We start from the raw sequence: 12,798 nt of genomic DNA, 5'->3' as shown, positions 1-12,798 counted from the left end.
TCAACCATGCTGCACATTGCGAAGTTTACTTTCAGCCCCATACAAGAAAACACTTACGTGCTCTACACCCCCGATGGTTTGGCCGCCATCATCGATCCGGGCTGCTACTTCGACCACGAAAAAACAGCATTGGCCAAGTTCATTGCAGAAAAGACACTCAATGTGCAACTTTTGTTGCAAACCCACTGCCACCTCGACCATGTATTTGGCCTGCAATGGGCAGCCGAAACCTATCAGCTGCAGCCACACATGCACCCCATAGAAGAGCAGGTGCTGCAGTATGCCCCCTATCTGGCCAACGCTGGAACCTGCCTTTTACCAATTACAGCGGCCCCATCCATTACCTCAACGATAACGATACCCTGCAACTGGGCAACAATACCTTGCAAGCCATTTTTGCACCCGGCCATTCGCCTGGCCACTTGTGCTACTACTGTGCCGGGCAAGATTTCATTATTGCCGGCGATGTGCTGTTTGAACGCAGCATTGGCCGCACCGACCTGCCCGGCGGCGACCACGACACCTTGCTCAATAGCATTCGCAACCGCCTGTTTACCCTGCCGGAAAATACCGTGGTGCACCCCGGCCACGGCGATGCCACCAAGATTGGTTTGGAAAAAAGACACAACCCGTTTTTGCAATAGAAAAATTTACTTAGCCAGCACCACCGGCCCAAATGTTTTGGCCTTCCCTGCTTTGCTAATCTGCACCCGAATGAGGCGTACTGGTTTGGCCAGCACATTGTGTACGCCATAGCGGTTGGCACCGTTTATCTGTACATCAGTCAGGGTAATATTGGCCACCGCATCTTTCGATTGCTTTTGCTCGATGTATACCGCATCCTGATCGGCGGCGGTAGCCGTTTGCATAAATACACACTGCGCTATTCTTTGTACACCGGCACTAAAAATACTGACTGCCGGACCAGTGCCTGTGCTGATGTGGCTTTGCTGCAATTGCAAGGCTACATGCGGCCCCACTACAATGCCGCTGTTTTGAAAAGGCAAAGCGGCCCTGCCAAAAGAATCGATGCGTACATCTTCTATCAATGTGGTGCGGGTTCCTACCACCTGTATGCCCACACCATCTATACCCGACAAGCTGCAATGCGCAATCTGCACCGAACGGTAACCCACTGTATCGGCCAGTGCCACATTGGTAGCACCAATATGTATGGCCTGGCTTTTACCTGCAGTACGGGCTCCTTTTATTTGCGCAATGCTGCAGTTTGTGATACGTACATCGCCATGAGTGGCGCTATCGGCAGGTAAAGCAAAAATGCCTACCTGGCCATTGCGCAGCGAAACACTATCGATGCTGAAAAAACGGCTATTGCCTGCATTGAACAATACATTCAAGGTGTAATCAGGATTGTACACCGTGGTGTGGCCGGCACCCAAAAATTTCCAGTATCGGCCCTGCACCATAATGCCATAATTGCTGGCGCCAACACCTACCGTTACCGGATGCCATGCATAAATCACAATGGGTTTTTCTGCCGTACCATTTACTTCATTCAGGTTAATGATTTTGTATTTGCCCGACAGTAAAATGGTATCGCCGGGTTTTATCGTGGCCGACACATTGGGTATGTACAACTCGCCATTGGAGCGGGGCGGCATGCGATGACTGCGCTGCGCCAATAGTGCTGTTGCATTTGCCAGCAACAGTAGGATGCATAAAAAATATTTCATGGTTCAGGGTTTAGACAGCAGCCATCGTACAGCAGGTAAAGCTACAGTGCTCAAAAAGGATACGCAAGTTTTACCCGTATGGATGCCCGTACATTTGTAAGCATGAGTCAATTGCATCTTTCACTGATACAAACCCAGTTGCATTGGGAAGACAAAACGGCCAACCTGCACATGCTGCAGCAAAAAATTGACAGCATTGGTTTTACCGAAGTAGTGGTGCTGCCCGAAATGTTTAGCACGGGTTTTAGCATGCGGCCACAGCAGCTGGCTGAAACCATGCAGGGCCCTACGGTACAATGGATGCAAGAAACAGCAGCCCGCAAAAAAATCATTCTTACCGGCAGCCTCATGATTGAAGAAGTAGGCCGCTACTACAACCGGCTGATATGGATGCTGCCGAACGGACAATATGGCTACTATGACAAGCGACACCTGTTTGCCTTTGCCGGCGAAGACCAGCATTATGCTGCTGGCAACAAGCGACTCATTGCTTCGGTTAAAGGGTTTCGGATTAATTTGATGGTGTGTTATGATTTGCGTTTTCCTGTGTGGGCCCGCCAGCAAGGCGACAGCAGCAATACAGAGTACGATATACTGCTGTATGTAGCCAACTGGCCCGAACGCCGCAGCCATGCCTGGCGTACCTTACTGCAAGCCCGTGCCATCGAAAACCAATGCTATGTGGTGGGTGTAAACCGTGTAGGCCACGATGGCAACAACATATACCACAGCGGCAACAGCATGCTGGTAGATGCCATGGGCGATATACAATTTGAACAGGCACACGATGAGTGCATACATACCTGTGTGTTATCAAAAACAACGCTGGATGAAGTCCGCAGCAAACTGCCATTTTTGAGAGACAGAGATGCATTCAGCATTTCGTAGGTATACAATATGACGCGGATTGAACGGATAAAAACGGATGCTCACAGCTCCTATTAAAATACCTCCGTGACCTACCTCTGAGGCCTCTGTGCGAGAAACAAAACTCACTTGCCGAAGGCAATAAACCTCTGCGTCCTCTGTGCCCTCTGTGCGAAAAATAAACTCATTTGCTGAAGGCAAATAACTCCCCCGCTCTTCCAACAAACTGTTAATTGCTTTCTCTTTTTCCAGCGTTAACAATGCCGCAACAGCACAACTTATATAAGCGAAATAGATTGCAGCATACATCAACATTGCTTACCAAAATCAACTGCATGAAAAACAGCTTTACACTCGCTTTGCTGCTACTGTGTGGCGGCACATTACAAGCCCAGCTCAACAAAGGCACTCAATTACTCACCGGCAGCTTTAATATTGGCGGCAGTAAACAGGAGAGTAATAATAACAACGAATCAAAAAGTATTGCTACTGGCATCGGTGTTGGCCGCCAATGGGTGCACAAAGAAAACCGTATCCGCGGTTTTATTATTGACTACAACTACAACAGTAATACGTATGACTATCTAAGTGCCGCAGGCGAAAGAAAGCGTACAAGCAATTCTTTTCAGGTTGGTTATGTGTCTCAATATCTGTTGCCATTTAGTAAAAAGTTTTATGGCACTGCCACCATTCTAACGCAGTTTTCATTTAGTAAGCATAAGGAGCAATTTGAAAACAATAGCATCAATAACACCAATGGCGAAAGCTATGGGCTTGGACTCGGCATTCAACCTGGGCTTGCATACCAGCTCAACAAACGTTGGATAGCAGATGTAACATTGGGCAATTTGGTTGGCGCATATATCAATCATGGTCGAAGCCGAGCTACTTCACCTTACAACTATAAAGACCGCTCCACCAGTTTTAATCTCAATTCGATGTTTTCCGGCAACAGTACTTTTTTGGGTATTGGCTTTCGCTATATCCTTCGATAATCAGTATCCTGTTCACCCACACACGCCATCGTATTTACCAAATTACCCGCACCATCTGTCGGCCACAGCTCGTCTGTAGCCGACAGATTTTTTTATGCGAAACATGTGACGCGGATGAAAACGGATTGTATCATTTCTCCGAGCCCTCTGTGCCCTCTGTGCGAAAAAATAAACCCTCATTTGCCGAAGGCAAATAAACCCTCCCAAATCCCATTGGTACATTTTCACATTAGCACGTTGCTTTCAGCTCTTTCTCTAATATCATAAACTCCAGCGGCTGCAGTGGCGTACCAAACACCGGATTGTTGGGGAAAGGTTTGCGTTCGCCGGTATCGCTGTAACCGCGACGCTGATACCATGCAATGAGCTCTGTACGCACCGTAATCACACTCATGAAGATGCGATGGACTTGTTTACTGCGGGCAAAGTCTTCAGCTGCCTGCATCAATCTTTTGCCCGTACCCTGTGCCTGCTGCTGTGGCCATACGCTCAGCATGCCCAGGTACATACCCTGCGGTTGCTGCTGCAGGTACACACAACCTTCCAATGTGCCGTCGTCATTGCGTAGCAGCAATACAGTCTCGTTATCATGTTGCAGCATGGTTTGCAGCGATGCCGCATCAATGCGTTGATGGCCGGCAATAAGGTCGGCTTCGGTGGTCCAACCGGCTCGGCTGGCTTCGCCGCGGTAAGCAGCATTCACCAGGGCTTGCACTTCGGCAATATCGGCGGTGGTCATACAGGTAACAGGCATGGCGCAAAAGTAAATGGCCCGGGCATTGCTGAGGTATAGAAAACATGGCTATTTTCATCGCAACGAATGCAACCCTCTACGTACATTTTACAGCAACACATTCAGCGCCTGCATCCGCTTGGCGAAGCGCCGCTGCAGGCAATGCTGCAAGCATGGCAGTACTGGCATTGTACAAAAGAACAGCCACTGCTCCGCGAAGGCAGCGTGTCAGATTATCTGTACTTTGTAGAGCAAGGTGCGGTGCGCATTTTTTACCACAAGCATGGCAAAGACATCACTGAATGGCTGGCGCTGGATGAACAATTCTTTTTTTCTATCACCAGTTTTTTCAACCGTCAGCCCAGTAAGCTCATCATCCATACATTGGAGCCATCGTTGGTATGGGGGATGCACCACCACCAATTGATGCAGCTGGCCGACGAACATCATGACATAGAAAAATGGTTGCGCAAAGCAGTAACGGGTTCACTGATTTTATCGCAGCAACGCATGGAGTCCATCCAGTTTGAATCGGCGCAGGAACGCTACCAAAAACTGCTGCAGCAATTTCCCGACATCATTACCCGAGTGCCGGGCATTTACATCGCGTCCTTCTTGGGCATCACCAAAGAAACACTGAGCCGCATCCGTTCGCAACGCTAAGCTTTACATAAGACGCAGATGAATGGGATAAAAATGGATTTTTCAACGCGAAGGTGCTAAGCATATTCTACCGCAGAGAAACAGTGATAACGGAGAATGCTATGACTGGTAAGAAAACAGCATCCACGAAACGAAAAACACAGGACGCGGATATTCAGGATAAAAACGGATGAACACAGATTCTAATAAAAACCCTCCGTGACCTCTGTGTACTCTGTGCGAAACACTTCCTATTTGCCGAAGGCAAAAAAACCTCTGCGTTCTCCGTGCACTCTGTGCGAAACATCCCTCATTTGCCGAAGGCAAATCATAACCTCTCCGGCAAACCCATTTTCACATTAGCTAATTAGCACATTGGCATTCTCCTTCCTTATATTTAGCTCTCTAAAATTTTCCGCTGTATGAAACGTCGTTCGTTTTTGCAACACGGTGCCACCCTTGGCGCTGGCATGGCCCTGCTGGCTGGTATACCCATGGATTTACTGGCTGCTTACCGCAAGCGGGTAAGTGCCAACGATACAATTGGCGTGGCCCTCATTGGTGCCAACGGCATGGGCTGGGCCAACCTCACCAGCATGCTCAAGCTGCCCGAAGTAACCTGCGTGGCTTTGTGCGATGTAGACGACGCCGTATTGCAACGCCGCAAAAGCGAACTCGAAAAACTACAGCAGCAAGCCTGCCTTGTACAAAGACTACCGGCAAATGCTGGCCAATAAAGACGTGGACATCGTCATCATTGCCACCCCCGACCACTGGCATTGCCTCATGCTGGCCGATGCCTGTGCCGCCGGCAAAGATGTGTATGTAGAAAAACCGGCCAGCAACAGCATTGGCGAAGCCACCCTGATGGTAGCCGCGGCCAACCAACACCAGCGCATGGTGCAGGTAAACCAATGGCAACGCAGCCAGCAGCATTTTAAAGATGCCATTGCTTTTGTGCACAGTGGCCAACTGGGCACCATTGCCCAAACCAAAGCCTGGATGTACAATGGCCACGGCATACTGCCGCCTGCCGCTGATGCGCCGGTGCCTGCGGGGGTAGATTACAATATGTGGCTGGGCCCCGCTCCCAACCGTACCTTCAACCCCAACCGCTTTCATTACAACTTTCGCTGGTACTGGGATTATGCCGGCGGCCTCATGACCGATTGGGGCGTGCACCTCATAGATATGGTGCTGCTGGGCATGAAAGCACAAATGCCCGAACGTATCAGCAGTTTTGGTGGCCACCTGGCTTACCCCACCGATGCCCGGGAAACACCCGATACACAAACGGCCTTGTATGAGTTTTCGAATTTCCAATTGACATGGGAGCACACCATGGGCCGGCAATACGGCTTGTATGGCCTCAACCACGGCATTGCCTTTACCGGCGATAAGGGCACCCTGCTGCTCAACCGCGATGGCTGGGAAGTACGCCCCGAAATGGACAAGAAGCAACTTAAAATGGAAGCCATTGCCTGGCAAAAAGAGTAGACAACGGGCTGGACTTACACACGGCCAATTTTGTAGCGGCGGTGAAAAGCCGCGATGCCGCCAGCCTCAACTGCCCCATAGAAGCGGGTGCACTGGTAGCAAAGGTTTGCCACATGGGTAACGCGGCTCTCCGCACCAACCAAAGCCTGCACTGGAACGCTGCCGATTCCCGCTTTGCCGAAAAAGCCGCGAATAAATTGCTGCTACCGAAGTATGCGAATGGGTGGAAGATTTAAAGGATGAATTTATCATTGTGCCGCTTCAACGCATCGGTTGATGGAAAGAATTTTTGCGGCATGATGATTTCTTTCCCATTCAACGCCGAAAAGTTTTGTTGCAAAAATTCATTGTCACTTTTATGCAGAAGTAATTTAGAAGAGACAACAATTTTCAACGACTCTGCCTGAACAGTAATTAAGTATTTATCGAAAGCTTTATCATGAAGTGCATTTAAGCACAAACCATTGGTTGGTTTCAATCTATCCGTTACACTTTCACTCCATGGAATAATATGACTTGCCACTAACAACGCTGTTGTTTGTATGCCAGTCATACAGCAAGTGTTGTTATACGACGAAAGGATTAATCTTCTAAAAACAGCTTGATTTTTTCTTGTTGAAACAAGTCGTTGAACATCCTCACCAATGTAGTCTATTGCATCATTTTCTTCTTTTTCTACAACAATATCTTCAACTGCAAGCTTGCTAGCGATAGACGCTCTGAGCTTTTCGCTTTCTATGAATGCATCGTCCCAATTATTATAAAATTCATCCCAAACAATTCGGTCGAGCTTGCCCACATTCGCTAGTCCTTTAATTCCCCGTTTCTGCAACTCAGGATCAAAGTGAGCAAAGTTGCCCAGCTTTCTTGCTATAGCAGAAGGTGTTCTTTCGATGAGTTTTGAAAGTTGAATGATATCCGCATTGCGGCTATGCATTTTACCAAAAGGCAGTTTTGCATAGAGGTTGATTGCGAGAACTAATTCTTCCCTTGTCCAAGTGCGTTGCTTTTCTGTCATACCACCAAAGTTACCCCACCACACCAACAAACAAAAACGGCCATTGCCTGCGCAACAGCCGTTGTAGAAAATACACACCTGCAATAGGTTTTACCGGGGCGGTTGTAATTCGTTGATGGCCCGCTGAGGCACCAATACTTTTTGGCATTGCTCTACCAGCAAGCTGGAGGGCAATGTAAAACTTACCCGCTGGTGAATGCTGTTCACTGCATTGCCCGCATGCACAATGTACGTGCCTTGCTCGGCCACCCAGGCGGTTTGCTGCGTATCAAAACTGGCCAGGTCTTTGGGCTGCAGGGTAAACCGCAGCGTTTGCGTTTCGCCGGGTTGCAGCAGTTTGGTTTTGGCAAATGTTTTCAGCTCCATGCCGGGCTTATGCATGGCACGGGCCGGAGCACTCAGGTACAGTTGCACCACTTCTTTGCCCGCTACTTTGCCCGTGTTGGTAACCGTTACAGTAGCGGTAATGCTGCCTTTAAATTGTGGTTGGCTCAGCACCAGCTTGCTGATGTGAAACTGGCTGTACGACAACCCAAATCCAAACGGAAATGCTACCGGCTTGCCAAAGGTTTGATAGTAGCGGTAGCCCACATAAATGCCTTCTTCGTAGGTTACTTCCGAAGGCTTGCCCATGCTCATGCCAAAGGAACTTTTCACTTCTTCCTGGCTGAGTTCAATGCCCGGAAAATTGTTGGCCGAAGGCACATCGGCATACTGCAACGGAAACGAAGTGGTGAGCTTGCCCGATGGATTCACTTTGCCTTTGAGAATATCGGCTACAGCGTTGCCGCCTTCTTGCCCACCCTGCCAGGCCAGCAAAATGGCATCGGCATGTTGGCGCCAGCTGGCCGTTTCAATCACCCCGCCAATGTTGAGAATCACAATCATTTTTTTACCCTTGGCATGAAAGGCCGTGGCTACCTGCTGCAGTAGGTTTTGCTCTGCAGTCGTGAGGTCAAAATCGTTGGGCTGCTGCCGGTCTTGAAACTCGCCGGCATTGCGGCCGATGGTTACAAATGCGACATCGCAGCTGTTGGCTTTTGCTTCCAGCAGGGCAGGGTCGATGGGCATTTCGGCAATGGGTGGCGGCAGTTCAAAAAAGAATTTCTTGGCGGGTTGTTTGGCTTTGGCATCCGCAATGTATTGCGTGTATTGCTGTTGCAGCGTGGCATCCAACGTATAACCTGCATTGCGCAATCCTTCGGCCAGGCTTACGGTGTAGGCTTCGTTTACATCGCCGCTACCGGTACCACCGGCTATAAAATCGTATGAGGTATTGCCAAAGGCTGCAATGCTTTTCACGCTGGCAGGCAGAGGCAACGCTTGTGACTTGTTTTGCAAGAGCACCATGCCTTCGGCAGCAGCCTGTCGGGCAATAGCTGCGTGGGTTGTTAAATCTGGCGCATTGTTGAAAGCATAGCCTTGCTGCGATGGCGTCCGCAAAATATAATCGGTCACACGGCCGGCATTTTCATCGAGCACAGCCATAGAGAGTTTGCCATTTTCAACGGCAGCCATAATGTCTTTTACCTGATTGGGAGTACCAGGCATCAGCAGATCGTTACCAGCTTGCATTTGTGCTACCGCATCGTAGCCACCAAACCAGTCGGTCATTACCATGCCTTTAAAGCCCCACTCTTTGCGCAATATACTGGTGAGCAATTCGTAGCTGTGCGACGCCGATACTCCATTGATGCGGTTGTAGCTGCTCATCACTGTCCAGGGTTGTGCTTGCTTCACGGCTATTTCAAAACCCCGCAGGTATATTTCCCGTAGGGCCCTTTCACTCACAATGGTATTGACCTGGTTGCGGTTGGTTTCCTGATTGTTGGCGGCATAATGTTTGATGCTGGTACCTACGCCATTGCTTTCAATACCATTCACCATTGCCGACGTCATAAATCCGCTAACGATAGGGTCTTCGCTGTAGTACTCAAAGTTGCGGCCACCCAGTGGGTTGCGGTGTATGTTGAGGGCTGGCGCCAGCAACACATCCATGCCATAGCTTTTGAGTTCGTTGCCCATGGCCTTGCCAATATTGGCTGCCAGTGTGGTGTCCCAACTGCTGGCAATCAGCGTAGCAATAGGAAAAGCTGTGCAGTAGTAAGTTTTATTTTTATCACCCTCACGTACAGGGGCAATGCGTACACCGGCAGGTCCATCGGCTACCACGGTGGTGCGAAGGCCCAGGCGGGGAATGGCAAAAGTAGTGCCGGCAGCACCGGGCACTTTGTCCATGGTTTGGCCTACAGTAGGGCCGTTGCTCATATTGGGCATGCCGGGAATGTTCATGCCCATGCCTACTACCAGGCGGGCTTTTTCTTCGAGGCTCATTTGGGCTACCAGTGCAGCGGCCTTGGCCGAAACAGCGGGCTGTGCCTGTGCCACCTGTGCCGACAGCAGCAGGCAGCCGGCCATTGCAATCAATCGCATGTGTTGTGTTGTTTAGCAGCACAAATTAGCGGGCAAAGCCGGTGGGTTGGATTGATGTATGTCAATAAATGTCTTACAACGCAAAGTCGACAGGACACAGATTGAAAGGATGAAAACGGATTTTCACGGATGTATTTCTATCAACTACCAACCATCTACCACCAACCATTTTATGGGACGCGGATTTGCACTGATAAATACACAGGGTTTTCGCTGATGTATTAAAATATCACTGCTCTCGCAGGCCTCCCGGCCTGTAAGTACCCGTTACTTTATTGTATTTGATTACTCGCCGCAGATACACAGATTCATGAGAAAAAAACTGTCATTGTAATCTGTGCATTTGTGGCTTAAAAAATGTTGGTTATTGTACGCGGATTTGCACAGATGAATACACAGGATTTTCGCTGATGTATTAATATATCTCCGAGAACTCTGTGTCCTCTCCCGCCTGCTGCGGGACAAGTTGTGCGAAACCCAAACATTTGCCGAAGGCAAATAAATACCCTCCGAGAACTCTGTGCACTCTGTGCGAAACTTATTACCTCATTTGCCAAAGGCAAATAACTCCCCTCTTTTGACATCCCCTTCATGAGCTCGTTTTCAAATTTGTTCGGTACTTTTCCTCCTCACAAGCAACCCGTATGAAACAACTTTTTTTACTGCTGCTCAGCACCTCATTTGTGCTGAGTAGTTTGGCGCAGCAAGATGGCTGGACGCCCCTCTTTAATGGCAACAATTTACAAGGCTGGCAACAACTCAATGGCAAGGCAAAATACACGGTGCACAATGGAGTGATTGTGGGCGAAACAGTGTATGGCGAACCCAACTCTTTTTTAATCACCGGCAAAACCTATAGCGATTTTATCCTCGAATTCGAATTCAAACTCGACAGTCAAATGAACTCGGGGGTACAGTTTCGCAGCGAAAGCAAACCCGACTACATGAATGGAAGGGTGCATGGTTACCAGTTTGAAATTGATCCATCGCCACGGGCATGGACCGGCGGAATTTATGATGAAGCCCGCCGCGACTGGCTCTATCCACTCGACCTCAATCCTGCCGCCAAACCGCAGTACAAACATGGCAGCTGGAACAAGTGCCGCATCGAATGTATTGGTACCAACATCCGCACATTTGTGAACGGCAAAGAAGCGGCCAGCATTGTAGACGATGTAACGTTGAGGGGCTTTATTGCGCTACAGGTGCACAGCATCAACAAGCCTGCCGATGCCGGTAAAAAAATCATGTGGCGCAACATTCGCATCCGCGAAAAAAACCTGCAACCTACCCCACTTGGAAATGTGTTTGTGGTAAACCTGCTGCCCAACCAATTGAGTGCAGCCGAAAAAAGAATGGGGTTCGCCTGCTGTGGGATGGGCAAACCAACAATGGCTGGCGGGGCGCCTACAAAAATGCTTTTCCTGAAAAGGGCTGGCAAATAGCCAACGGCGAACTCACTGTGCTGCCCTCTGATGGTGGCGAAAGCACCAACGGTGGCGACATTGTCAGCATCGATACGTTTAAGGCGTTCATTTTCCAGTTTGATTTTAAACTGAGTGAAGGTGCCAATAGTGGCGTAAAATATTTTGTGACCGAAAGGGAAAACAACAGTGGCTCAGCCATTGGTTTGGAGTATCAGATTTTGGATGATGAAAAACATCCCGATGCCAAAATGGGCAGCATTGGCAACCGTACGTTGGCTTCTTTGTACGATCCGATTCCATCGTTGCGGGAGCCCCGTGCCCGCCGCAAAATTGGTGAGTGGAACCGCGGTATGATTGTGGTACACCCCGACAACCGCGTAGAACATTGGCTCAATGGCTGGAAGCTGCTGGAGTACCAACGAGGTACGCCTTATTACTATGCCTTGGTAGCCCGCAGCAAGTATGCCGCATGGCCGCAGTTTGGCATGGCCGCCTATGGCCGCCTGCTGCTGCAAGACCACGGCAACAAAGTGAGTTACCGCAGTTTGAAAGTGCAGGAGCTGCAATAACTGTCGCTGGCCTCCCGGCCAGTGACAACACGTTACTCAACTTACTCATTCAACCCCTTCACAGTTATGCAACCGCATCAAAGTGTAGCTTTAGTAACAGGCTATCACTGGCCGGAAGGCCTGCGATAGAACCAGAATTGCAATAACTGTCGCTGGCCTCCCGGCCAGTGACAACACGTTACTCAGCTTACTCATTCAACCCCTTCACAGTTATGCAACCGCAACAAAATATAGCTTTAGTAACAGGCTATCACAGGCCGGGAGGCCTGCGATAGAAACGTACCATTTTCACCCATAAAACATAACACACCAACACATGAGTCAACAATACAAATTCCGAGATGCAAATGCCATTTATTTCAGCACCAGTACTGTAGTTGGTTGGATAGATGTTTTTACCAGAGATATCTATAGAAACATACTGCTGGACAGCATTCGGTTCAGCCAGCAAAACAAAGGCATGCAAATTCATGGCTGGGTACTCATGACCAACCACCTGCATTTAATTTTCTCATGTACTGAGCCGCATAAGCCTGCTGCTGTGCTGAAAGAAATAAAAAGCTATACAGCCATGAAAATCATCGATGCAATTGTCAATCATCCGCAGGAAAGCCGAAAGCATTGGATGTTGAATGAGTTCGAGAAATATGGACAGCAAAACAGGAGTACACATCGATTTCAGTTTTGGCAACATGAAAATCACCCCATTCAATTGGAGAATGCAGCCATGTATGTATCACGACTAAACTATGTACATTCAAATCCTGTGAAAGCAGGGTTTGTGGCGGAACCACAAGAGTGGCTGTATAGCAGTGCAGCCGATTATTGTCGGTCACGCCAACAAGGACCTTTATCCATTTCATTTTTGAATGAATAAAAACGATTAGTAACCAGCTTGTCACAGGCCGGGAGGCCTGCGACAG

14 protein-coding genes and 1 pseudogene are annotated in these 12,798 nt (G+C 49.0%); 11 read left to right on the top strand and 4 right to left on the bottom strand.

Annotated elements, in window-relative coordinates:
- Positions 1-6: 6 nt before the first annotated feature.
- Both GLV81_RS20920 and GLV81_RS00510 read left to right on the top strand, forming a co-directional pair.
- Positions 7-219, top strand: a pseudogene (locus GLV81_RS20920) (MBL fold metallo-hydrolase); the annotation flags it as partial.
- A complete protein-coding gene (locus GLV81_RS00510) occupies positions 216-644 on the top strand; it encodes an MBL fold metallo-hydrolase (RefSeq protein WP_281350747.1) in 429 nt (142 codons plus the stop codon). The pseudogene GLV81_RS20920 and the gene GLV81_RS00510, both read left to right, overlap by 4 nt.
- A gap of 6 nt (positions 645-650) precedes the next feature.
- On the opposite strand, the gene GLV81_RS00505 is transcribed toward GLV81_RS00510, so the two are convergent.
- A complete protein-coding gene (locus tag GLV81_RS00505; RefSeq protein WP_157475913.1) occupies positions 651-1,694 on the bottom strand; it encodes a right-handed parallel beta-helix repeat-containing protein in 1,044 nt (347 codons plus the stop codon).
- Between the two features lie 78 nt (positions 1,695-1,772).
- Here GLV81_RS00505 and GLV81_RS00500 point away from each other — a divergent pair, with 78 nt between their 5' ends.
- Positions 1,773-2,582, top strand: coding sequence for an amidohydrolase (locus tag GLV81_RS00500; protein WP_246186146.1), 810 nt, complete (start codon positions 1,773-1,775; stop codon positions 2,580-2,582).
- A 314-nt stretch (positions 2,583-2,896) separates the two neighbouring features.
- The gene (locus tag GLV81_RS00495) at positions 2,897-3,556 is read left to right on the top strand and encodes a DUF3575 domain-containing protein (RefSeq protein WP_197428804.1); all 660 of its coding nucleotides are present in this window, start codon (positions 2,897-2,899) and stop codon (positions 3,554-3,556) included.
- Positions 3,557-3,785: 229 nt separating this feature from the next.
- On the opposite strand, the gene GLV81_RS00490 is transcribed toward GLV81_RS00495, so the two are convergent.
- Entirely contained in the window at positions 3,786-4,310 is a 525-nt protein-coding gene (locus GLV81_RS00490) for a GNAT family N-acetyltransferase (protein WP_157475910.1), read from the bottom strand.
- Positions 4,311-4,376: 66 nt separating this feature from the next.
- Between GLV81_RS00490 and GLV81_RS00485 the strand changes: the two genes are divergently transcribed.
- The 4 genes from GLV81_RS00485 (at position 4,377) to GLV81_RS19690 (ending at position 6,664) form a co-directional block, all read left to right on the top strand.
- A complete protein-coding gene (locus GLV81_RS00485) occupies positions 4,377-4,952 on the top strand; it encodes a Crp/Fnr family transcriptional regulator (protein ID WP_157475909.1) in 576 nt (191 codons plus the stop codon).
- Between the two features lie 401 nt (positions 4,953-5,353).
- Positions 5,354-5,668: a hypothetical protein gene (locus tag GLV81_RS19700; RefSeq protein ID WP_246186145.1), complete on the top strand. Its 315-nt coding sequence runs from the start codon at positions 5,354-5,356 to the stop codon at positions 5,666-5,668.
- Positions 5,634-6,428 carry a Gfo/Idh/MocA family protein gene (locus GLV81_RS19695; protein ID WP_246186144.1) on the top strand — a complete coding sequence of 265 codons (795 nt, stop codon included), beginning with the start codon at positions 5,634-5,636 and terminating at the stop codon, positions 6,426-6,428. The genes GLV81_RS19700 and GLV81_RS19695 overlap by 35 nt, the downstream gene beginning before the upstream one ends.
- A 41-nt stretch (positions 6,429-6,469) precedes the next feature.
- Positions 6,470-6,664, top strand: coding sequence for a hypothetical protein (locus tag GLV81_RS19690; protein ID WP_246186143.1), 195 nt, complete (start codon positions 6,470-6,472; stop codon positions 6,662-6,664).
- On the opposite strand, the gene GLV81_RS00475 is transcribed toward GLV81_RS19690, so the two are convergent.
- Both GLV81_RS00475 and GLV81_RS00470 read right to left on the bottom strand, forming a co-directional pair.
- The gene (locus tag GLV81_RS00475; RefSeq protein WP_197428803.1) at positions 6,661-7,524 is read right to left on the bottom strand and encodes an HNH endonuclease; all 864 of its coding nucleotides are present in this window, start codon (positions 7,522-7,524) and stop codon (positions 6,661-6,663) included. The two genes, GLV81_RS19690 and GLV81_RS00475, sit on opposite strands and share 4 nt — an antisense overlap.
- Before the next feature lie 12 nt (positions 7,525-7,536).
- A complete protein-coding gene (locus GLV81_RS00470; RefSeq protein WP_197428802.1) occupies positions 7,537-9,879 on the bottom strand; it encodes a glycoside hydrolase family 3 C-terminal domain-containing protein in 2,343 nt (780 codons plus the stop codon).
- Positions 9,880-10,523: 644 nt separating this feature from the next.
- On the opposite strand from GLV81_RS00470, the gene GLV81_RS19685 reads away from it, so the two are divergent.
- From GLV81_RS19685 to GLV81_RS00460, 3 genes are all read left to right on the top strand, one after another.
- A complete protein-coding gene (locus tag GLV81_RS19685) occupies positions 10,524-11,324 on the top strand; it encodes a 3-keto-disaccharide hydrolase (protein WP_246186142.1) in 801 nt (266 codons plus the stop codon).
- A complete protein-coding gene (locus tag GLV81_RS19680) occupies positions 11,213-11,875 on the top strand; it encodes a 3-keto-disaccharide hydrolase (protein WP_246186408.1) in 663 nt (220 codons plus the stop codon). Before GLV81_RS19685 ends, GLV81_RS19680 begins: the two co-directional genes overlap by 112 nt.
- 316 nt (positions 11,876-12,191) lie before the next feature.
- Entirely contained in the window at positions 12,192-12,752 is a 561-nt protein-coding gene (locus GLV81_RS00460) for an REP-associated tyrosine transposase (RefSeq protein WP_157475908.1), read from the top strand.
- Positions 12,753-12,798 lie beyond the last annotated feature (46 nt).

The organism is Phnomibacter ginsenosidimutans (genome assembly GCF_009740285.1).
GTDB classification, from domain to species: Bacteria; Bacteroidota; Bacteroidia; order Chitinophagales; family Chitinophagaceae; genus Phnomibacter; species Phnomibacter ginsenosidimutans.
This window is presented reverse-complemented; position numbering and strand designations above follow the sequence as displayed.